Here is a 22,405-nt window from a genome sequence, read left to right as displayed (position 1 = left end):
CAGAACAATCGGTGGTCGGGGCACTTGCAAACACTATAGTCTGAAAAAACCTGTTACCGGCTTAAGGTTGTCAGTTCTGTGATCGGTGGAGCAAGATTAAGGGATCCTTTCAATTCAACGCCGTAATCAAGGGCTGTATTGCGCGCCCATACCTGCATCAAACTAAATAGCGGGACCGAACACACCTGCTCCGAGATCTTCTTTTGTGCCGCCGACCAATATTTCAGGCGTTCTTCGTCGGTTGCTGCTTTTTTGGCTGCAGTAATATCAGCATCACCTGCATCACAGTGGCCAAAATTGGTAACGGCTGTTGGTTTGCCGATCGCCGCATCAGAATGATAGAACTGGCTAAGATAGCTATCAGCAACCGGGTATCGTGCTGCCCCGTAAAACACCAGATCGCTTAAATCTTTACGGATCTGCTGATGATAGGTGGGGTGATCGACAACATTCATTTGCAGATTGATGCCAACCTTTGCCAACTGCGCCTGAATAACTTCCATGATCGGCTTTTGCGCCGAACTGGATGAAACCACCGCCGTCAGATTCAAACCATTTTCAAACCCGGCTTCAGCCAGAAGTTCCTTTGCTTTTTCCGGGTTATAGCTATAAGCCCAGCTGCAATCTTCACCCATATAGCCAACCGGCACCACCGAACAGCCCTTACGCGCAATACCGGTGCCGACAAATTGTACAATCTGGTCAACGTCAATAGCATCGGCGATCGCCTGACGTACCTTGATATTATCCAGCGGCGCATGTGCCCGGTTAATAAACAGGGTGCGGAACTCGCCGGGGGCAAAAATATCGACGGTGGTATTGTCCCAGAACATGGCCTGGTCCACCCAATGACGTTCCCGCTGACCGTAAATCAGGTCCAGTTCGCCGGAACGGAAGGCAAGTTCGCGACTGGAATCAGACGGGATAAAGTCTGCGCGGATACCGTCAATCAGCGGCGCGCCACGAAAATAATCGGCAAAGGCCGTCAGACTAACGGATTGCTGGGTAAGGGCTTCATCAAACTTGAACGGTCCGGTGCCGACAGGATTCCGCTGAAAATCAGCTCCTAGTTCTTCGGCGGCCTTTTTGCTGACGATATTACCGCCATGATAGTTTGCCACCAGCCCCAAAAATCCCGGCACCGGTTCGCGCAGGGTGATGCGAACGGTGTTCGGGTCCAGTGCCTCTATTTTCTCAAACGCAGCATAATCACTGGCATAGGATGATGTTTCCGGGTTTTTGGCCCGGTTAAACGAAAACACAACGTCATCGGCACTCAGCGTGCCATATCCCTTGTGGAATTTTACATTGTCCTTCAAATGAAACGTCCAGACCAATCCGTCCTTTGACGTTTCCCAGCTTGTGGCAAGGTCTGGTTCAATCCGTGCAGGGTCAGCACTTCCCGGCGCAAAACGCACCAACCCGTTAAACATCCACGACACCAGCGCCACATCCTGTGTTGCTGTCGCGCGGTCTGGATCCAGGGTGGAATAATCTGCGGCGGCAAGACCAACCCGCAATGTTTCGGCAATAGCCGCGTGTGAAACGGCCCCGACAGACGCCAGTGAAAGCGCTGCCGTAAGGATGAATTTGACCCCTAATGTTTTTCGCATATTTGCCTCCTGATTTTTTTTACAGCCCGGATTAAAAGGCCATCACATATAAGTGTCAAAGTCGATATTTTGGGCACTGTATCACAAAAGGTTATAGTCTATTGCAACAGCTCAGGACTGCGACCTCGCACCAACCCGCGTAAAAATCATCGCGCCAATCCACCTGATTCCTGTTTAGGTCGCCTGAACATTCCCAATATTTTCAATCAGGCCACAACAGTTCGACCAAAGTGGTTTCCACCGAATTTTCCACTGTTCGATACCGCCCAAACCTGCAAACCTAACCTAAGCCGATATAGCAAGAACAGGCATCAGACAGGATATTTTCATACTGCAGACCAACATTTTTTGAGGGGGAATACAGCGCATTTTTATACTACCAACACACCGATAACCTGCACCCTGGGGCAAGCCATACCCGCAAAGGCACATCTTGCTGTTTACGGCACCAAATAATCGTGCCGCCCCACACCGGACGGCACGAAAGTCAAACAAGGACTATATCCCCCATACCCTCCACAAGGTCGAACTTACTTCCCGTTTAAAAACGGGCCACGGCTTAACCACATTGAAAACCATCACGAACAAGTCGCGTTAGCGTGGCAATGTCATTAATCGCAAGAACATCCAGAAAGTCGTTATCCTGCCTGAAATCGCGTTTGTAACAGGCTGCAAGGATGGCAGCACCGGCCTGATGCAATGGCGCATCCACCCCGGCAAGACGCGCAAGATAAAGAGTTGGCACAAGACCAAATGGCACATCTTCCAACACGTATCGTGTATTGATATTTTTTGGTCCGATTGGGTCAGTTCCCCGTGCGACCTGCATCTGATAAAGATCAGTTATGCTTTTGGGTTTCAGGCCCGATGCAAGACAGAAATTTTCAAGCTGGCTTCTCATCTGCTTGCCAAGCCCATTGGCAATTGCCAACCTTTCGCCATCAAGGGCTTCAAGAAAATTACCAACCTTGTCGGTTATGTTGGTGTTCTGGTGCCAAACCTCGCCCTTTTCAATTCGGGTAAGATTACACAATGCAATGGCAAGGTGGCTTTGCGGGTTCAAATTGCTTAGCGCAATTGTCAAAAGATCATCCTGTAACGTAAACCGGTCCCCAAACAGGGCGCTGCACAGATCTTTGGCCCGTTCCCCAACCTCGAACGGTATCACAGCCATATCAACATTGCTGCGTAATGCGCCAATGTGAAGTTCGGTTGGCGCAGTCGGTGATTTTGCCGTTAAGACTGTTGTGCTCCACACAATAATGGGAATTTGCACCCCGCGTTCGGCCAGCTTTTTAGACAGATACAGGGCTGCAAATGACAAATGCCCGCTAAGGATTAACGTATGACGCGCTTCAAGATAGGGAATGATAGCATCAAGGACCATACGGTGTCCGTTCGCAGGTAATGCCAGAATAATGATATCATTCTGCGCAAGTTCCTTTGCACCAGGGCAATATGCCAGATTAAAACTGCCTTCAATTGCCCCGCTGACCGTCAAAGGGTGCTCCACAGGAACAAGCTGCGCACTTTTCCCTGATGGCGACCATATTTTCGCGGCGACGCCACGTTGCGTTAAAAAGGTAAAATAGCCCCTGGCAATAAGCCCGGCACCGGCAATACCAACATGCATTATTATCCACTTTCACATCATTTCAAACAGACCCGTAAATTGGGAAAGTCCGTGTCATGAAGTCAAAGTCGATAAATTGCGGCATATATTCCAGATAGTTATAGGGCGCTCTGGCAACGCAGTTCGCCTTGGTATTTTACTGCGCCACAATACGATATTGTCGATTATTTCTCATACTCTCGCAGGTGTGCAATGCCGGTCATAAAGACGCTCCCTGCTTAAGTACCCGTATGCGCAGTAACCCTCAAATTTCTGCCACGGCCAATTTTTTGTTTGACCTGCCTTGCATTTTCAATATTGTATTATGATCAATCAAAATACAATATTGACAAAAAACCAACAGAGAGGCCTCATGAAAAAAAACGCATTATGGTTTCATTTCGCATTTGCAGGGTCCGTTCTTCTCGGGGCCTCTTCCCTTTGCGCACAAACACTTAATGTTCAGATTTCGGCGGATTTACGCAGTTCTGAACCCGGCGTAAACCGTGATTCCCTATCGGATTCCGTCATGATGAATGTTGGCGAAGGATTGGTGGCCTTTGGCGAAGGCGGCGATATCAAACCAATGCTTGCCAAAAGCTGGGACGTTTCCGACAACGGCACCACTTACACCTTTCACCTGCGCGATGATGTTGTGTTTCATAATGGCGCCCCCTTAACCGCGGCCCTTGCCAAACAAAGCCTGGATACGCTACGCGCCACACCTGCCTTTAACTGCGCCTCATTTTTTGACGGGTCGCGCGGTGCGGCGATTGAAAAAATAACGGCACCCGATGCCCATACCGTCGTCATTTCGCTAAGCAAACCCGATGCGATGTTTTTAAAATATACCGCCCAGTCGCAATGCGGCGGTATGGCGATTATGCATCCGGACAGTTTCGCCAAAGATGGCAGCTGGGATCACCCGATTGGCACCGGCCCGTTTGTTTTTGATAAATGGACCCGCGGCCAAAGCATCCATCTGACCAAATTCAAAGACTATAAGCCGGTTGGCGATAAAATTGATGGTTATGCCGGGCGCAAGGAAGTGCTGGTTGATGATGTCAACCTGATCGTCACCCCCGATAAATCAACTGCCGTTGCCGCCCTTCGCAGCGGCGACCTTGATATTTTGCCCTATCTGCCGCCCAGCGAAGCCAAAAACCTTATGAACGACCCGGCCTTTAAGGTTGTGGCCGAACCACATGGCGGGATGATCACACTGTTAATGCAAACCACTGACCCGGTCCTGTCATCGCGCGAAATGCGCCTGGCAATTGCCAAATCGCTTGATATTCCGCAAATCGTGGATGCTGCAACCAATGGACTTGGCACGCCCAATGCGTCGCTTGTGGCAACGCGGTCGATTTATCACGATGCGGTACAGGACGAACGGATCGCCTATGCCCCGCAAGACGTCCCGGACCTTTTGAAGGCGGCAGGATATAAGGGCCAGGAAATCGTCATTCAAACCAATCGGCGCAACCCGATTAACGAAAACGTTGCCATCATCTCGCAGGCAATGTTGCAAATGAACGGCATCAATGCCCGGATCGAAGTTCTGGAATGGGCCACCCAGCTTGACCGTTTTCGCAATGGCAAATATCAGCTTTCCGCCTTTAACTATTCCAACCGGGCCGATCCCGCCCTGGCCTATAGCGCGGTCACTGCATCCAAAAAAGACCGGGGCAGCGCAATCTGGGATGACCCCAAAGCCATCGCCCTTTTGAACGAGATGCTGCAAACCCCCGACGGACCAAAACGCCAGGCCCTGTTTGATCAGATGCATAAATTGTTCTTGCATGACGTGCCCATGCTGATGCTGGCAAACGGCATTGATGTTTCCATTACCGCCGCCGACATCGTGGGTTACCGCAGCTGGAACGGCTTCACCCGGCTGTGGGGTGTCGGGGTTAAAAAATAATCTGCGAAACAAACCTCACAAGAAAAAACAACCGCTTTACGCGGCGCTGGTTTCCCAAAACCAGTGCCTGCGCTAAACGCAGAACACGCAAACAGGGGCGCATAATGCTCAGATTCATGGTTGCACGTTTTCTTACAGCCATACCGACGCTCATTCTGGTTTCCATTACCGTTTTTACCTTGATCCGGCTGGTTCCGGGAGACCCAGTCACCCTGATGCTGGGCGATAACGCCGACCAGCAGGTCTATGACGCAATGCGCCACCATCTTGGGCTGGACCAATCCATCCCCACCCAGATGTTTCTATGGTTTCAGGCCCTATTGCACGGCGATTTAGGACACTCCATCACCACCGGCGAACCGGTCTTGCAGCTTGTGCTGCATCGCTTCTTTGTCTCGGCCCAGCTTGTATTAATTGCCATCGCCATATCGGCCTTCATTGCCGTGCCTTTGGGCATGGTGGCCGCCTGGCGCCAAAGCAGCGGCTTTGACCTGGGTGTTGTGATAACCGCAACAATGCTGATGTCGATCCCCACCTTCTGGGGTGGGTTGATGTTGTTATTGTTTTTTGGCCTTAAGCTCGGCTGGCTCCCGGTGATCGGATATGTCTCCATCGCCCAGAATTTGTGGAGCGGGCTGATCTATCTGATCATGCCGGTTGCCTCCCTGGTGCTGCACGAAACCGGCATTCTGGTCCGTATGGCACGGGCATCAACCCTGGATGTTTTGCGCCTGGATTACATTACCCATGCGCGCGCCAAAGGCCTTTCAGATGCCGCCATCCTGACCCGGCATGTGGCCCGCAATGCGTTTGGCCCCACCTGGACCTTACTGGGTCTTATTTTAGGCAATTTGCTGGGCGGTGTGGCTGTTATCGAAACCGTTTTTACAATTCCAGGCCTTGGGCGCCTGATTGTTGAATCCATTTTCGGTCGTGACTACCCGGTCTTGCAGGGCTGCCTGCTGTTTGTCGCGGTGACCTATGTGGTCGTCAATCTGATCATTGATCTGTGCTACCCCCTGTTCGATCCAAGGATAAAAGCCCAATGAGCCTGCGTAGAACAAACCAAATCCTGGGAAGCAGCCTTGTCGCCTTCTTCCTTATTGTGGCTTTGACAGGGTTGCTTTGGACGCCGGAAAACCCGCTTGCCATTCACCTGCAAGATAAACTTATGCCCCCGGGGCCGGGCCATTGGCTGGGCACGGACGAATATGGCCGCGATGTTTTATCGCGCCTTATGGCCGCGGCAGGCACCAGCGTTTCCATTTCAACGCTGACGGTTTTGTGCTCGGTCTTTTTCGGGCTGATCCTTGGCGCGCTTTCGGGCTATTGCCGGGGCTGGATGGATCGCACCATCATGCTGTTTACCGACACACTTCTGGCCTTTCCCTCCATGCTGCTGGCCCTTGCTTTGCTATCCATCATGGGCACCAACATTTCCGGCGTTATCATCGCCCTTGGCCTGGCCTATTTGCCAACGGTCACGCGCGTTGTTCGCGGGTCGGTCATGTCACTGCGCGAACAGGATTATATCGAGGCATCCCGCCTGATGGGGCACCCCGCCGGATATACCTTGCTTGTGCATATTATTCCCAACTGCCTCGCACCGGTGATCGTGATCGCAACCTCAATGTTTGGTTCCGTTTTGCTAACCGAAAGTGCGCTCAGTTTTCTGGGTCTTGGCATGCCGCCACCCGCACCGACATGGGGCAATATGCTGGCTGGTGCGCGTCCTTATATGGAACAGGCCGTCTGGTTGGGTATTTTTCCGGGCCTGTGTATTTCAATGACTTTGCTGGGTATCAACCTGTTTGGCGACTATGTCCGCGACCGATTTGACCCACGGATGAGGGGCCTGTGATGACTGACACCGAAATCTTGTTAAGTGTGCGCGCGCTCGAACTGGGGCTGGTCAGCCCCAATGACAACCGCATTGTCAAATCCGCCAGCTTTGATCTGAAACCGGGCGAAGTTTTGGGCCTTGTCGGGGAATCAGGCTCGGGCAAGACCATGCTGGGCCGTTCGCTTTTCGGCCTTCAGCCCGGCGTTGTCGTTCCCTATGGCGGAGACATCCTGTTTCAGGGGCGTTCGGTACTGGACATGAAAGCCAAGGATCTGCGCCGCCTGCGCGGGGCGGAAATCGGCATGGTTTTTCAAGAACCCATGACATCGCTGAACCCGTCCATGACCATTGGTCGCCAGCTGAATGAACCATTGCAAGAACATACCGACCTGAACGCAAAAGAACGCCATGCCCGTATCCTTGAAATTATGGAACGGGTGGGCATCCCTGCCCCGCAAGACCGGCTGGACGATTATCCGCACGAATTTTCCGGCGGCATGCGCCAGCGCATCATGCTGGCATCGGCGATGTTGCTAAAGCCAGCCTTGCTAATCGCGGATGAACCGACAACCGCACTCGATGCCCTGGTCCAGCGTAGCGTTTTGAAACTCATGCTGGAACTAACCAAAGAAGAAGGCACCGCATTAATCCTGATCAGCCATGATTTACCGATGGTGGCACATTATTGCGAACGCCTGCTTGTCATGCGCCAGGGAGAGATTGTTGAAGCCGGCGTAACGGCCAATATTCTGGCAACCCCGCAACATGAATATACCCGCAACCTTTTGCGTTCCATGCCCGAACGCGGGCCTGTTCGCCCCTTTGAGGATACCGACCAGCCCATCCTTGAAACCCGGGATCTGGCCGTTGAATATAAATCCCGGTCCGGTCTGTTTGGCAAGGTGGACAAGAAAAAGGCCCTGCACGGCATTAATCTTACGGTGCGGCGCGGCGAGGTTGTGGCGGTTGTCGGGGCCTCGGGCTCGGGCAAAACCACCCTTGGCAAGGCCATTGCCCATCAAATCAGAACCAGTGCGGGCGAGGTGTTATTTCGCGGGCAGGCAGTAAAAAAAGGCAGTACCACATGGATGGATTACCGCCGAAATTGCCAAATGATCTTTCAGGACCCGTTTGGATCGCTTGATCCGCGCTTTACCATTCGGCGCACACTTTCCGAAGCCCTGTATCACGAAAAAGACCTTTCGCGGTCCGAACGGAACGAGCGCATTTGCACCGCGATTGAGGAAGTCGGGTTAGGCATCGCCCATCTTGACCGCCTGCCCCACGAACTTTCCGGCGGGCAGCGCCAGCGTGTTGCCATTGCGCGGGCCATTATCGGCCGTCCCGATTTCGTCATCGCGGATGAAGCCGTTTCGGCCCTGGATGTCACCGTGCGGGCACAGATATTGGAACTTCTGAGTAACCTGCAACATCGTTACGGTTTTTCCTGCCTGTTCATCAGCCACGATCTGGGCGTGGTGGAACAACTTGCCGACCGCGTGATTGTGATGCGCGATGGCAAAATTGTCGAAGAAGGGGCGCGCAACCAGATATTTGACACCCCCAAAAGCGACTATACCCGCGCCCTGCTGTCGGCAATTCCCAAACTGAACCGCACCGAAACCGGCGTTGTTTTAAGCTGGCGTTTTGACGAACCGAACATGACAACGGAGGCCGTAGGATGAGCCATAAAGACGGACTGATCCGCGCAACGCCTGAAAGTCACAAAACGGACCCGGCCATCATTTTAACCGTGCTTGATGAAATTGAACGCGCCGGAATTGAAATGCACAGCCTGCTGGTCTGGCATGATGGCGCCTTGATTACCGAGGCCTATTGGGCACCCTACGGGCCTGAACGCTTGCATATGATGCATTCGGTAACCAAAAGTTTTACCTCGATGGCGGTCGGACTGGCCATCGAGGATGGCAAACTAAGCCTGACGGACCGGGTGATCGACTTTTTCCCGGAATTTGAAAATTCGGCCGCCAATGGCATCGAGGCCATGCAAATTCGCCATCTGCTAACAATGACCAGCGGTCATGCCTGCGGTATTTCCGGCGGATCGTGGCGCAAACTCAAAACAAGCTGGGTCGAAGATTTCCTTAAACAACCCATTGTCTATGCGCCGGGCGAAATTTTCATTTATGACAGCGCATGCAGTTATATGCTCTCGGCCATTGTTCAGCGCGCTTTGGGACGCACGGTCCATGATTACCTGACAGATCGCGTTTTTACCCCCCTGCAAATGTCCCCCGATATCCGCTGGGACAAAAGCCCGGAAGGAATTAATAGCGGCGGTAACGGCCTGACATGCCGAACATCGGATTTGCTAAAACTCGGCATTTTGCATTTGCAGCACGGCACCTGGAACGGTGATCAGATTTTACCGGAAAACTGGGCCAAAGCCGCCACCGGCATGCAACTGCGCGGTGTCTCGCTGGGCGTGTTAACTGGCGAGCATTATCTTGGCTCCGATGAAAGTGTCGGCGACGCCGCCCCGGAACGGAGGGAAGGATATGGCTATCAATGGTGGCGTGGCGCCCATGACAGCTATGCCGCGACCGGCCTGTTTGGCCAGGCCTGCATTGTGCTGCCCAATGAACGGGCCGTCATCGCCTTCACCGCGGGCATGGACGATAATGATCGCCGCTTTCATGGCCTTATCCATGATGTATTGCGCCCTGCCCTTGGCACCTGGGACAAACCCGATCTGCCGGGCCGCATCAATATGCTGGAACTTTCCCCGCCGCCGCGCGAAAGCTGGTCACATGCCCCGCAAAACTGGGCGGGCACCTACAAGGCCGAACCCAATGATCAGGGTATCACGGCGCTGCGTCTGGAACAATCCGGTCACGATATTGTCTTTGTTTTAGAAGACCATCGCGGGGTACATCGCATTCAGGCCGGGTTGGGCCACAGAATTGAAAGCATCACGACCATGACCGGCGCACGCCTGCACCATGCGTATGAACCCGATGCGGGCTTTGCCGTGGCGGCATGGGCCGCATGGTCAGAAATGGATGATGACGGCTGGCACAGTCTAACATTTGATTGGGCCTTCATCGAAACCGCCTTTCGCGATACGGTACGCTGCAAATTGCGCAATGGTATCGTGCGGATGTCCCGGCAGGTGAATGTGAATTCGTCCATTCTGTCCCTGCCCGAAATAAAAGGGCACCTTAGCCAAAACGCCCGGCAAAAAGAAACCGCATCATGACAAAGCACCGCATCGCAGACATGACGGCGGCCGAATTTGCCGCGCGGACACAGGAACCAACCGTCATTCTGGTCCCGCTTGGATCACAGGAAGTGCAAGGCCCCCATTGCCCAATGGGCGATTACCAACTGGCCGAACGCCTTGCCGTTATGGCAGCACAGGATGCAGGCCCTTGCGCGCTGGTTGCGCCGGGGCTTCCCTTTGGTTATGCCGACTTTTTTCGGGATGTTGCCGGTGGCATGCAATTGCGTCCTGAAACCTTCAAGGCGGTCTTGCGCGATATGCTCGACAGCCTGCTTGACCACGACCTTAACCGTCTGCTGATTTTTAACGGCCATACCACAAACGCCTCCCTGATCTCTCAAGTCGTGCGCGATATTCGCCGTGATCGGGGCATTATGGTGCCATCGCTTGATATTTGGAAAACCATCCCCGACAGCCTGTTAGAAACCCTGTTTGGCCACACCACCGTATGCGGGCATGGGGGTGAACCAATCAGTTCGATCGCCCTGCATTTATATCCCGAACAGTGCCGCATGGACCTTCGAACGCAGAAAACACCTCGCAAAACAGCCCTTGGTTTCCCTGTGCGTGGAGTGTCCGGCGTTACTTTTGAGGGTATCGCGCTTAACCTGCCGCTGAATGCCAAAGACGTTGATGAGAACGGATTACTTTCCGGCTCGGCGGCTTTGGCGTCATCACAACATGGCGAAAAACTGACGCAGCATATTGTTGGCATAACAGCCCGCCTGATCCGTTCTTTGCTTAATGCTGACCCTGAAAACCCGTTTATGTCGGAGGCATCGCATCTTGACCCGCTATCGTATTGATCCTTTACCGGCACCGCTTGACCCGGCCTTGCTGGCAAAGCTGGAGCAGGTTGAAACAGCCACCCTTGGTCATGTGCGACTAACCGGATTTGCCAATCGGGCGATTCAGGCGCTTGATAACCAACAAGCGGTACGGGCCGGTGTCGCCGTCACCTTGGCCCTACCGCCGATGTGTTCCACGCTGATGCATTACGCGGTAAGCAAAATCCGCCCCGGCGACATGCTGGTCGTGGACCGGTTGGGCGACGACCGCCATGCCTGCCTTGGCGGGGCGGTGGCGCGTGCGGCAAAACAGGCGGGGGCTGTTGGTGTCATCATCGACGGCCCCGTCACCGATATTAACGAAATTCTCGATGAAGGCCTGCCGGTTTGGTGCCGGGGGGCATCGTCCTTAACGACGCGCAGGCTGAATTTGGGCGGCACGTTTAACCGCCCCATCGCCTGTGGCAATGCCCCCGTATTGCCCGGTGATGTCGTTTTAGCTGACGCATCCGGCGTGGTTTTTCTGCCCGCCGACGAAGCAGAAGACGAAGCCGATGCCGGCATTGCCCGCCAGGGCCGTGTCGCCCGCACCATGGAACGCCTGCAAAACGGCGAACGCCTGGGCGACATTACCGGCGTTGTGAAACAGATCGATGACGCCATCGGCGCAAACGCGGATACAGAGACGAAAACATCATGACATCCCCCGAATTCACCCTTCCCTTGCTGCCCGTCCCGGAAGATATTCACGGCGTTTTAAGTATTGACGCGCCCAAAGCCCCGTTGGTGCCCCTGGTTTTTGACAGCCCACATAGCGGCCTTGACCTTCCGGCGGATTTTCATCCTGCTGTCGATGCGGATGCGGTGCGCGTTTCCGCCGACACCCATGTTGATGAATTATTCTCCGCCGCCCCCGATTATGGCGCCCCCTTGTTGCGCGCCCTATTCCCGCGCAGCTTCCTTGATGTGAACCGGTCCCTGTCTGATATGGATGTCAGCATGGTTGACGGGGACTGGCCCTATCCCACTCGTTCCAGCAACACCGCCAAACGCGGCATGGGCCTTATCTGGCGCAAGGCATGGGACGACACCGCAATGTATGACCGGCCACTTACCATTGCCCAGGCGCGCGACCGCATCCTCACCTATTGGCTGCCTTATCACAGTGCCCTTCGCCGGTTGCTTGATGCATCATACGGCCAGTTTCGCACCGTCTATCATGTTAATTGTCATTCCATGACCAATATCGGCCATACCATGTCTTCGGACGGAAAGGGTGCGTCGCGTCCTGATATTTGCATTGGCGATCTTTATGGGCGTTCCGCAGGAAACGAATTTACCGCCCTGTTATGCGAGATTTTGCGCGGTGAAGGCTTTGTCGTTGAAATGAACAAACCCTTTCGGGGGGCCGAATTGACCGAGGCCTATGCCAACCCGGCAATTGGCCGCCATTCGGTGCAATTTGAAATCAATCGCCGCATGTATATGGACGAAACCACCCGCGAAAAAACGGCTGACTTCCCGGCATTCAAAGCCGCAATGACCCGGCTGAGCGAAAAACTGGCGGCCTATGCAAAGGACAAAGCAAGCTGATGGCAAAACTGAATTTTTATCGCCTGGACCGCAGTGCCATGTTTTCATTGCAAAGCGATCCGCGTTTTTCCTACTGCACTTATATACCCAAAAATTATGATCCCGCCGGCGACAAAGCCTATCCGCTGGTCGTGCTGATCCATGGCAGCATGCGCAACGCGTATGAATTGCGCGATCAGTTTGTCGATTTCGCCGAAGAACAACAATGCGCGTTACTCGCCCCGCTCTTTCCCTGCGGGATCGAAGGCCTGAACGATTTTAACAATTACAAGCATCTTCGTTATGGCGATGTGGCTTATGATACGGTTCTGCTCGACATGATCGACGAGGTATCTGGCATTTTTCGCCTCAGCAGCGAAAAATTCATGATGCACGGGTTTTCCGGTGGCGGCCAATTTGCGCATCGCTTTTTGTTGCGTCACCCTGACCGTTTATCGGCCATTTCAATCGCAGCACCAGGAACCGTTACCCTTGCCGATAACAACACCCCCTGGTGGGTCGGCACCGCCGACATGAAACACCAATTGGGCGCGCCCCTGCGACCCGAAATGATGCAAAATGTTGCCGTGCAACTGGTGATTGGCGCAAATGATACCTCGCCCGAAGGCACCAAAGTTGGCGAAAAATCAACCTTCTGGATGGACGGCATTAACAATTCCGGTCATACGCGCATGGAACGAATAAACAGTCTGGCAAAAAGCCTGTCGGCAATTGACGTGCCCTCGGAAATGGCCATTGTCCCCAATGCCGGGCATGAGGGTGATAAAATCCAGAATGCGGTCAAAGACTTTCTGACACGTTTTCTGGCGCGTTAATCGGCAAAAGGGTCATTGCCGTCAGAAGACGTCCGACTAAGGTGGCGATAGAGAATATCAACAGCCTGTTTTCTATCGCCGCGTTCCAGCGCATCAATAATCGCCAAATGGTCCCGCGCCGACTTTTTCACACGATCTTCGCTCAGGCGGGTGAACTCGGCAAATTCGGTCATGCGGCGCAAATTATTCTGACGTTCGATGCTCTCGGTAAGGAAACGGTTATTCGCCCAGGAGACAATTGTGGAATGAAAATTGGCATTGGCTTCAAACCAGGCGCTGCCGGACGTTTCTGACAAAGGGCGCTGCAAAATTGCCATTTGTTCAGCCCGCAAATCCTGCAATTGCGACATAACCGGTTCAAAACTGCTTTCGCGAATGGCACCGCATTCTATGATAATGCGATAGGCATAACTTTCGTTAATCGCATCCTGATGGTCCAGCGTTTCCGTAAAACGCCAACCATGACCGGTCCGGCGTTCTGCCAAACCGGAATTGGCAAACCGCATCATCACTCGCCGGACAATCCCGCGTGACCGGCCAAATTGCTCGGCCAGCTCGGCCTCTGAAACCTCTACGCCGATATCTCCATTCGCACGCGAGATCATCATTTTTTCATAAAGATCTTCCAGTTCCGAACGCGGCAAACGGGCTTCTATATCCAAATGTTGCGCTGGTGCGCCAACAAACCGAAAACCAACATTGGGGACTTTGGAAAAAACCCCAAACTGTTCGAGCAATTGCAACACACTGCGCACGGGCGACCGCGATGTGCCCAGTTCCTTGGCCAGTTTAATTTCCGAAACATGCTCCGACGGTTCCCAATGACCGTTCTGCGCCAGATTAAAAACTTTCCGCGCCAGTTCTGCCTGAAGGTCACTCAATGGCTTTTCAAGAATGTCGTCAGGCAAAACAAATCTCCTATACACATACTGCTCGCCAATTCACCCCCGATAATTACCCGAAAATCAGGCGTGATGCGTCAATGAAATTGTATGTTTCATATATTCATCCCCATAAATTTGCGTTTTTTCGCACGTGTTTTCCAACTTAAAGTCGACCATGTCCTGAATGGCCTGCCGAAAAACATCCCGACAGCATTCTATCGGCATTACTTCGACCCCAAGCCAATCGCCGCCCCCCTCGGATCACACGGTTACACAAATGAGCAATGGCACCGCCAACACCGAGTATTCGTGGCAGTCTTTTGATAAGTCGCTGTTTTGCAACCACAGTTCACCATGGCATCGTAATCGGTAAAAAGCTGTGATTATCCATCAACGCCAGTCCGACAGAGCACAACAAAAGGACCGCGAAAACGATATTGATCACTCTGCCCAATACCGGATTGGTCAAAACAGTTGAAAACGTCACCCCGAATGCGAGCCAGGTCGTATTTACGATTACGATCACAGCGGTCAAAACAATGACTTTAACCGCAACATCCCATCCGGCTTGTTCGGGCAGGATCATATGGCTCGAATAAACGGCACCTATGGCGGCAAAGGCCTTGGGATTGGTAATCGCCAAAGCAAAACCGGGCAAAAACCCCGCATTGCCAGATCGCGGTCGGCGTTTAGCATCCCTGTTTTTTGATCGGATCGGTGCGGTGGCAATTTTCCATGCAAGATAGCCAATATAAATCGCAGCCGCGACCTCGATCACCGCCGACAACACGGGCTGAACAACCAGAAAAACGGTAACGCCCGTCGCCACAAACAGCAAAACAGCCGTCGTGCCAACAATAATGCCCAACAGGTAGCGCACGCCATTCCGAAACCCGAAGGCTGCCCCCAAACTGGCAAGGCTAAGTGTCGCCGGCCCCGGACTGCCCATCAGCGGAAATGCCGCAAGCAACAGCAATATAATATCGCGTAACATGGTTTACACCGTAATCAGGACACTGCGTTCTTTTACCAGTAAATGAATCACAGCAGATAACAAACCCAGCGCAATAGCCAAAAACCATACGGCGTCGTAACTACCGAAACGGTCAAACCAGATCCCGCCTAACCAGACACCGACAAACCCGCCAAGTTGATGACTGAGAAAAACGAAACCAAAAAGCGTTCCCATCACGCGCGGACCAAACATAACCAACACAAGGGCGCTGGTTAGCGGCACGGTTGAAAGCCAAAGCCCCCCCATCAGAAACCCGAATATCATCACCGAGGCTGGTGTCACCGGGAGGGAAACGAACCCCAGAATAATGACTGCCCGTAAAACATAAATCATCGCCAATACATAGGGCTTGGGAAAAATGCCGCCCAACCGCGCGGCCAACAGCGTGCCAAAGATATTGGCAAACCCCGCCAGAGCCAAGGCGCGCAACCCCAAAGCACGCAATTCCTCGGGCGAAAGACTGGTGCCAATACAGAAGTTTTGCACATAATTCGGAAGATGCGCCGTAATGAAAGCAAGATGAAAACCGCACACAAAAAAACCGGCACTCAACATCAGGAAACTTGAGTGCCCAAAAGCCTGCCGCAGGGTCTGTCGAAGGTAAACAGGGGCATCCTCCGCAATCCTTTTATGATCCGCACGTAAAAACGGAATACAAAAGGCCATCGGCACTAACATGGACGTCACAATCAGCAACGTTATCCGCCAATCAAAAGATGCGATCACCCACGATACGATCAAAGGCAACAATGCCTGCCCGACAGACCCCATCGCCGAGGTAACACCAAGGTAAAAACCGCGTTTTTCAAGCGGTGCGGCCCGACCAACCACCGCAAGAACCGTTCCAAATGCGGTACCGGAAATACCCATACCCACCAAAACACCCGCCCCCAAATGCTGGGCCAACGGTGACGTTCCGGTCACACAAACGACCATTCCCAAAACATACAAAAAGAAGCCCAGCCAAATCGCACGCCGGTCGCCAAATTTGTCAGCAATGATGCCAAAACCAGGCTGTGCAAGCCCCCAAACAAGGTTTTGAATGGCAATCGACAGGGAAAAAATCTCTATCCGGCCACCAAAAAGATCGTCTGACAGCGGTTGGATAACCCCGCCAAAAACGGCACGCACACCAAATGCCAACGCCAGCACAACACTGCCTGCGGTTACAATTATCACTGTATCATTCCGTCGCTTGCTCGAAATCGTCGAAATCATTTGCCGTCCCTCATCCCTGTATCCCTGACAACCCAAGCCCGAAAATCACCAAAAGACGATAATTCACCCCTGAGCTTGATCAGAAGGGTAACAAGGACTAAAACTTAAAAATAACGAATATATCTGAACTCTTACTTTCGAAATTTTGAAATGAATCCTGCTTTCGACATAGATGCGCTGCGCGCAATTGTAACGGGAAACGATCTTGGCAGTTTTGCGCAGGCAGCAATTCATTTGGGCCGGTCGCAATCGGCAATCAGTATGCAGTTAAAAAAACTCGAACATCAAACCGGTCAGCAACTTTTCATTCGTAAAGGGCGCGGACTGGTCGCAACCGAGGCTGGCGAAACCTTTGTCGCTTATGCGCGGCGAATTTTGATGTTAAATGACGAAGCAGCATTTGCGATGGGAACCGCAACAACCACCGCATCGGTACGGCTTGGTCTGCCGCAGGATTTTTTTGATGACGTCATGCCTGCGACGCTAACGTCATTCGCACAGGCACACGACAATGTTCATATCGACGTGCGCGCGGGCGAAAACCACAGCATTGCAGAAGAAGTCCGTGCGGGCCGCCTTGATGTCGCCATTGCGTTTTTCAGGTGCGGAAGCCCGGAAACAGGCGATGTTTTGTGCAAGTTGCCCATGCACTGGCTGGCACATGCCGAAACAGCGAACCAATTGAAGCAAGATCCGTTGCCACTGGTACTGTTTAACCATCCCTGCCTGTTTCGCCAGGCCGCCCTTGCCGTGCTTGAACAAAAACGACAACGCTGGCGCGCCGCGTTAACGACACCCAGTTTACCAGGTATATGGGCTGCATTGCGGTCCGGTCTTGGTATTGCTGTGCGCACGGAACATGGTAAACCACAGGACATTACCTGCGTTGACAAGACGCTAAATCTTCCCCCATTGCCTGACATTGAGGTGCGGTTACTATGCGCGCCAAATATTTCATCAATCGCCAAAGACGTGGCCGAAACCCTTCGTCAGGAAACACAGGCAAGGGTCTGGTAATTTTCCGACACCAACACACGGAACTGCAATGATTAACCAGCCGCAATCCCCCACGCATGCCCGCCCGATCGCCGCAACAATTGCCGTGGTCATCCGAAATGACCAGGTTTTACTGGTCCGCCGGGCAAATCCGCCTGATGCAGGCAAATGGGGGTTCCCCGGGGGAAAAATAGAACAGGGCGAAAAACTGGCAGACGCCACCCTTCGCGAACTTAAGGAAGAAACCGGTATCTCGGCCGATATACTGCGTGTTTTTACCGCAACAGATGCCTTTGAACAGGACGAGCACGGGCATATACAGCGCCATTTCATTTTGATTGCCGTGTTGTGTCGCTGGAACCATGGCGCACCGGTGGCGGGTGATGATGCACTGGAAGCCCGCTGGTTTCCAATAAGCAACCTTGCAACGTCCGGTCTGGAACTCAGCCTTGATGTCACCGAAGTCGCGCAGCAAGCGGCACAGGTCATATCAGAATGTTATCAGTAACCCGCCGATAAACACACGTGCCCAAAAGTCTGCCAAACCTTCCGCCAAATGGATACGACATCCGGTGACAACGCTCACATAGATATGGCTCAGCCTGCTATCACAAGTTCGGTTCCCGCGGCATCAATCTGCGCGCGGGCGGCATCAGAAGGGGTGGCATCGGTAATCACTGCGGAAAATGCCGAAAATGGCGCCAGAACATGTAAAGCCGTATGGTCGAACCGCAAATGATTTATCAACAATATTGAGTGCGTTGCGGCATCCATCATCCGGCGTTTTGCCCGTGTGATGTCATCATCCATATGATAAACGCGCCCTTCACCCGCTGCAGGCGTCGATATAAATGCAAGATCGGCACGTAAAGCATCAAGGGCGTCCTCTGTTACCCGCCCAACCCAGGCATTGTATTTCGCCGAATAACGCCCCCCAAGCGCAATTACCGTAATCCCGGCTTCGGACTTCAACGTCTCCATCACGGCATCGTTATTGGTAATAACCGTAAGCGGCCGTTTTTCTGGCAAAAGACTGCCCAATACCGTGGCTGTTGAACCGTCATTGACCATAACAGTCATGCCCGGTTCAACCCATTCAAGCGCGGCGCGTGCCATGCGTTCTTTTTGGTCATGCCCCTGAAGATGGCGAAACCGAAAATCGCTTTCAAATTGCGAACCGGGTTCAATGGTTGCGCCACCCCTTATCCGGCGCAGCAAACCTTCACCTTCCAGATCATCAAGATCGCGGTGAATGGTCATCTTCGATACGCCGAAGGTTTCTGCCAGTTCATCAAGTTGCACTTCGCCATTGCGCACCAGTGCATCCAGAATCTGCTGCCTGCGGTCGTCTCGTTTCATGGGGTGTCCTTTTATGCGTCTGTGCGTGATCAATCCAGAAGGGCGCGTGCCGTTCTTTCGTCGGTGATCAACCCGGCCACCCGGCCCGACCGCAACACCGCCCGGATCGCATTGATCTTGTCCGGCCCACCCGCAACCGCGACAATATCCTCTTTGCGCTCAGGATCATAGCCCACCGCAAGCGTTCGGGCCGAAAGCGTGGTTTCAACAACATCCCCCGCCGCATTAAAAAAATCACCCAGCATTTCGCCCTGCGCCCCGGCTGCGGCAATTTCCTCGATTTCGGAAGGTTCAATCATGCCGGATGAAACAAGCTGCGCTTCTGCCGTTGCCGTACCAATCCCGACAATTTTAAGCGTCGCTGCCTGCGCCATATGGAAAACTTCGTCTACGCCGCGCTGCGAAAGCAACACTTCGCGATCTTCCACTGTATTGGCAAAAAACGGAACCGGCATAACATAGGCCCGCGCCCCGGTTTTTTCGGCCAGACGGTGCATCACATCATGCGGATTTGCCGAGAAGTTTCGGGTCAGCCCGCCAAGAAGAGAAACAAAGTGAAGCCCCCTTGCATCAATCCGGGGTAATTGCCGGGTAATTTCGGCCAGGGTCCGTCCATGACCCAGCCCGATGATCGAATGCTCGCCCGCCTCGAACTGACGTTTCAGGTAAGCCGCCCCTGCCAACGCCAACGCCCGCACAGGCAGGCCTTCCTCGCCAATATCGGGGGCTACTTCGCAAAGTTTAAGATTATATGCCTCAAATAACCGCGTTTCGAGCTGAACACATTCAACAATATCGCCTTCAATCGTGACTTTGACACGCCCGTCAGCCACCGCCTTGGCGATAAGCCGGTGCGCCTTGACCGATGGCAGGCCAAGCCTTTTGGCGACCTTTGCCTGTGTAAGGCCACCGACGTAATGCATCCAGGCCGCCCGAATGGCGAGCGCTTCGTCCGTATCGTTCATAATGTCCTTCAGCCGGCCGGGCACCAACCAGCATGTTATTTTTTGATAAAGGCCCGGGCGCAGCCAGGGAAAAACATGCCCAAACAGCACGTTATCAGAGTTTGAGGGCCGATGCACCCGTATCAATATAAGGGGCCCAAAAGGCGATGCTTTCCGCGATTTGCGAGATCACTTCCCGGTCATTGGGCTCGCGCTCTTTAAAGGAAAGTTCCAGGCAGATTTCATTATTCTGGGCGCCCCCTTCGGCAAAAGCCGCCAGCAATGGTTCGGGCTGAATACGCCCACGCGCATTAAATTCCGCCGTAAAAGGGCGATGCCCACCCTTGTCCATCAGGCTTTGCTTGATATGAATAATCGGCGAAACACGCGGAACGGCCCGCGCCCAGGCATAGGGGTCAAAATCATCCGGGTTGTCCGATGTGACATCGCCGTGGTCAATATCGGCCATCATCCACATGGGAATGGCCATATCAGCCGCCGTCAGCCGGTCCTGTAATACCATACATTCCCCAATCGTTTCGCCAAATTCGCGTGCAATGCTCATGGGTTCCCAATACACATAATCCAGGCCCGCAGCCTTGCCATGTTCGGCTACTTCGGCCCAACAATCCATTGCGGTGCGGATCATGTCTTCGCGCTTTACCGGATCATCCTGTTCACGATACGTCAGAATAGCAAACTGCGTCCCAACCGATTTTCCGCCCAGATCGGCGGTTATATCGGCAAAGGTTTTAAACCAGTCGACATAATAGCGCCTTACATCGCGATCGGGATGACCAAAATGGTTCAACCGGCCATAAGGGCCGGTCATGCCCGATGTTACACATACGCCAGTCCGCGCCAGTGCCGCCGCCATCTGGCGCGTCAAACGGCGGATCACCGCAGCAGGCCAGGACGGATTAATAAATTCATGGGTCAACTGCAAATCGCGGATCCGCAGATCACGCGCTACGCAATTAATCAGGTCATCCGGGTCGGCAAAGCGATTGACCAGCGGATTGGTATTTAACGAAAGGGTCAGTGCCATCAGCTTGCCTCCGCCCGGGTTGCTTCAAACCAGTCGCCAAAGGCGGCGATTTCGTCCGGGGTCATATCCAGCCGATGTTTGGTGCGCCGCCAGATAATATCTTCCGCGGTTAACGCCCATTCATTCTTAACCAGCCAGCGCACTTCTGCCTCGTAAAGATGCGCACCAAAATACCGGCCCAGTCCATTCAGGCGAGTTGCCGAACCGACAATATTGCGAGTCAGCGTGCCATATCGACGCCCGTAATATTCACGCAACGCACGGGTCATCCACGGATATTCAGCCTTCAGAATTTCGCGAAAGGCCGAATAGTCGGCATTGGGCATGTCCCCACCGGGCAGCGGAGCCGTTTCAGTCCAATCCTTGCCCATATCGGGGAAAATATGCCGAATTTCGTGCATCCCGCGTTCGGCCAGTTCGCGGAAAGTGGTAATTTTACCGCCAAAAATATTCAAAAGCGGCGCGCCGGCCGTTTCATCAAGATCAAACACATAATCGCGCGTCACTGCCGAGGGATTACCATTGCCATCATCAAACAACGGTCGCACCCCGGAAAAAGTCTCCAGGATATCCTCACGACGAAGCTTTTCCTTGAAATAGCGGTTTACACATTCAAGAAGATAATTGATTTCATTATCGTCAATCGCAACGTCTTCTGCCCGCCCGTCATAGGCGATATCTGTCGTGCCGATCAGGGCTTTGTCCCCTTCATAGGCATTGATAAAGATGACCCGCTTGTCATCGTTCTGCACAAGATAACTGTGCGAGCCGTCCCAAAATTTGGGAACAATAATGTGGCTACCTTTCACCAGCCGGACATTGCGGGTGGAATTGGCCCCGGCAACCCTTGTCAGCACATCGGTCACCCAGGGACCAGCGGCATTGACCAGGCATTTGGCAACAAATTCACGTGTTTCGCCGGTCAACCGGTTTTGTGTGGAGACATGCCATTTGCCATTTTCACGACGCGCGCTGATTGCAGGTGAACGTGTCATAACAATCGCGCCACGCTGGGCGGCATCAAGGGCATTTAACGTTACCAGGCGGGCATCATCCACCCAGCAATCGGAATATTCAAAACCACGGGTATATTTATCAAGCAACGGCGCCCCTTCGGGATCGCGCAGCAAATCCAGCGTTCGGGTACCCGGCAGCTTTTTGCGCCCCCCCAAATGATCATATAAAAACAGGCCAAGCCGTACCAGCCATGCCGGGCGGTCCTGCGGGGAATGGGGCAGCACAAAACGCAAAGGCCAAATGATATGCGGCGCGGCATTCATCAGAACCTCGCGCTCAATCAGGGCCTCGCGCACCAACCGGAATTCATAATATTCCAGATAGCGCAATCCACCATGCACCAGCTTGCCCGACCGTGACGATGTGCCTTCGGCCAGATCATCCTTTTCACAAAGGGCAACCTTCAGGCCACGCCCGGCTGCATCGCGGGCAAAGCCTGCCCCGTTAATGCCACCGCCGATCACAAACAGATCCAGTTCCTGCGTCCTCATA

At 53.3% G+C, this 22,405-nt stretch carries 20 protein-coding genes; 11 read left to right on the top strand and 9 right to left on the bottom strand.

Features of this window, described 5'->3' with window-relative positions:
• Positions 1-53 precede the first annotated feature (53 nt).
• Together J4E05_RS17370 and J4E05_RS17365 are read right to left on the bottom strand one after the other, a co-directional pair.
• Positions 54-1,613, bottom strand: coding sequence for an ABC transporter substrate-binding protein (locus tag J4E05_RS17370; protein WP_349598104.1), 1,560 nt, complete (start codon positions 1,611-1,613; stop codon positions 54-56).
• Positions 1,614-2,172: 559 nt separating this feature from the next.
• Positions 2,173-3,246, bottom strand: a complete 1,074-nt coding sequence (locus J4E05_RS17365) for an NAD/NADP octopine/nopaline dehydrogenase family protein (RefSeq protein ID WP_349598101.1) — start codon at positions 3,244-3,246, stop codon at positions 2,173-2,175.
• A 508-nt stretch (positions 3,247-3,754) separates the two neighbouring features.
• Between J4E05_RS17365 and J4E05_RS17360 the strand changes: the two genes are divergently transcribed.
• From J4E05_RS17360 to J4E05_RS17320, 9 genes are all read left to right on the top strand, one after another.
• The gene (locus J4E05_RS17360) at positions 3,755-5,149 is read left to right on the top strand and encodes an ABC transporter substrate-binding protein (protein WP_349598098.1); all 1,395 of its coding nucleotides are present in this window, start codon (positions 3,755-3,757) and stop codon (positions 5,147-5,149) included.
• 104 nt (positions 5,150-5,253) lie between these two features.
• The gene (locus J4E05_RS17355; RefSeq protein ID WP_349598095.1) at positions 5,254-6,198 is read left to right on the top strand and encodes an ABC transporter permease; all 945 of its coding nucleotides are present in this window, start codon (positions 5,254-5,256) and stop codon (positions 6,196-6,198) included.
• Positions 6,195-7,010: an ABC transporter permease gene (locus J4E05_RS17350; RefSeq protein ID WP_349598093.1), complete on the top strand. Its 816-nt coding sequence runs from the start codon at positions 6,195-6,197 to the stop codon at positions 7,008-7,010. The genes J4E05_RS17355 and J4E05_RS17350 overlap by 4 nt, the downstream gene beginning before the upstream one ends.
• Positions 7,010-8,677, top strand: a complete 1,668-nt coding sequence (locus J4E05_RS17345; protein ID WP_349598090.1) for a dipeptide ABC transporter ATP-binding protein — start codon at positions 7,010-7,012, stop codon at positions 8,675-8,677. Before J4E05_RS17350 ends, J4E05_RS17345 begins: the two co-directional genes overlap by 1 nt.
• Positions 8,674-10,212, top strand: a complete 1,539-nt coding sequence (locus J4E05_RS17340; protein ID WP_349598087.1) for a serine hydrolase domain-containing protein — start codon at positions 8,674-8,676, stop codon at positions 10,210-10,212. The genes J4E05_RS17345 and J4E05_RS17340 overlap by 4 nt, the downstream gene beginning before the upstream one ends.
• The gene (locus tag J4E05_RS17335; RefSeq protein WP_349598085.1) at positions 10,209-11,042 is read left to right on the top strand and encodes a creatininase family protein; all 834 of its coding nucleotides are present in this window, start codon (positions 10,209-10,211) and stop codon (positions 11,040-11,042) included. Before J4E05_RS17340 ends, J4E05_RS17335 begins: the two co-directional genes overlap by 4 nt.
• Positions 11,023-11,724, top strand: a complete 702-nt coding sequence (locus J4E05_RS17330; RefSeq protein ID WP_349598083.1) for an RraA family protein — start codon at positions 11,023-11,025, stop codon at positions 11,722-11,724. Before J4E05_RS17335 ends, J4E05_RS17330 begins: the two co-directional genes overlap by 20 nt.
• On the top strand, positions 11,721-12,617 hold the full coding sequence (locus tag J4E05_RS17325; protein WP_349598080.1) for an N-formylglutamate amidohydrolase: 897 nt from the start codon (positions 11,721-11,723) through the stop codon (positions 12,615-12,617). The genes J4E05_RS17330 and J4E05_RS17325 overlap by 4 nt, the downstream gene beginning before the upstream one ends.
• Positions 12,617-13,432: an alpha/beta hydrolase family protein gene (locus tag J4E05_RS17320; protein WP_349598077.1), complete on the top strand. Its 816-nt coding sequence runs from the start codon at positions 12,617-12,619 to the stop codon at positions 13,430-13,432. Before J4E05_RS17325 ends, J4E05_RS17320 begins: the two co-directional genes overlap by 1 nt.
• Here J4E05_RS17320 and J4E05_RS17315 read toward each other — a convergent pair.
• The 3 genes from J4E05_RS17315 to J4E05_RS17305 form a co-directional block, all read right to left on the bottom strand.
• Positions 13,429-14,340, bottom strand: a complete 912-nt coding sequence (locus tag J4E05_RS17315; protein WP_349598074.1) for a GntR family transcriptional regulator — start codon at positions 14,338-14,340, stop codon at positions 13,429-13,431. The two genes, J4E05_RS17320 and J4E05_RS17315, sit on opposite strands and share 4 nt — an antisense overlap.
• Before the next feature lie 325 nt (positions 14,341-14,665).
• Positions 14,666-15,310, bottom strand: a complete 645-nt coding sequence (locus J4E05_RS17310) for a LysE family translocator (RefSeq protein WP_349598071.1) — start codon at positions 15,308-15,310, stop codon at positions 14,666-14,668.
• Positions 15,311-15,313: 3 nt separating this feature from the next.
• Positions 15,314-16,510, bottom strand: coding sequence for an MFS transporter (locus tag J4E05_RS17305; RefSeq protein WP_349598068.1), 1,197 nt, complete (start codon positions 16,508-16,510; stop codon positions 15,314-15,316).
• 189 nt (positions 16,511-16,699) lie between these two features.
• On the opposite strand from J4E05_RS17305, the gene J4E05_RS17300 reads away from it, so the two are divergent.
• Positions 16,700-17,566, top strand: coding sequence for a LysR substrate-binding domain-containing protein (locus J4E05_RS17300; protein ID WP_349598065.1), 867 nt, complete (start codon positions 16,700-16,702; stop codon positions 17,564-17,566).
• A 28-nt stretch (positions 17,567-17,594) separates the two neighbouring features.
• Positions 17,595-18,053 (top strand): NUDIX hydrolase, encoded by a 459-nt coding sequence (locus J4E05_RS17295; protein WP_349598062.1) that lies wholly within the window; start codon positions 17,595-17,597, stop codon positions 18,051-18,053.
• Positions 18,054-18,142: 89 nt separating this feature from the next.
• Here J4E05_RS17295 and J4E05_RS17290 read toward each other — a convergent pair whose 3' ends face one another.
• The 4 genes from J4E05_RS17290 to J4E05_RS17275 all read right to left on the bottom strand — a co-directional run bounded on the left by J4E05_RS17290 (position 18,143) and on the right by J4E05_RS17275 (position 22,404).
• Positions 18,143-18,904, bottom strand: a complete 762-nt coding sequence (locus J4E05_RS17290; protein ID WP_349598059.1) for a DeoR/GlpR family DNA-binding transcription regulator — start codon at positions 18,902-18,904, stop codon at positions 18,143-18,145.
• A gap of 29 nt (positions 18,905-18,933) precedes the next feature.
• Positions 18,934-19,869: a sugar-binding transcriptional regulator gene (locus J4E05_RS17285; RefSeq protein ID WP_085593136.1), complete on the bottom strand. Its 936-nt coding sequence runs from the start codon at positions 19,867-19,869 to the stop codon at positions 18,934-18,936.
• A 94-nt stretch (positions 19,870-19,963) separates the two neighbouring features.
• Positions 19,964-20,896: a TIM barrel protein gene (locus tag J4E05_RS17280; RefSeq protein ID WP_349598056.1), complete on the bottom strand. Its 933-nt coding sequence runs from the start codon at positions 20,894-20,896 to the stop codon at positions 19,964-19,966.
• On the bottom strand, positions 20,896-22,404 hold the full coding sequence (locus J4E05_RS17275; RefSeq protein ID WP_349598054.1) for a glycerol-3-phosphate dehydrogenase: 1,509 nt from the start codon (positions 22,402-22,404) through the stop codon (positions 20,896-20,898). Before J4E05_RS17275 ends, J4E05_RS17280 begins: the two co-directional genes overlap by 1 nt.
• Position 22,405: the final 1 nt, after the last annotated feature.

This window comes from Thalassospira sp. NFXS8, assembly GCF_040148805.1.
Taxonomy (GTDB): domain Bacteria; phylum Pseudomonadota; class Alphaproteobacteria; order Rhodospirillales; family Thalassospiraceae; genus Thalassospira.
This window is presented reverse-complemented; position numbering and strand designations above follow the sequence as displayed.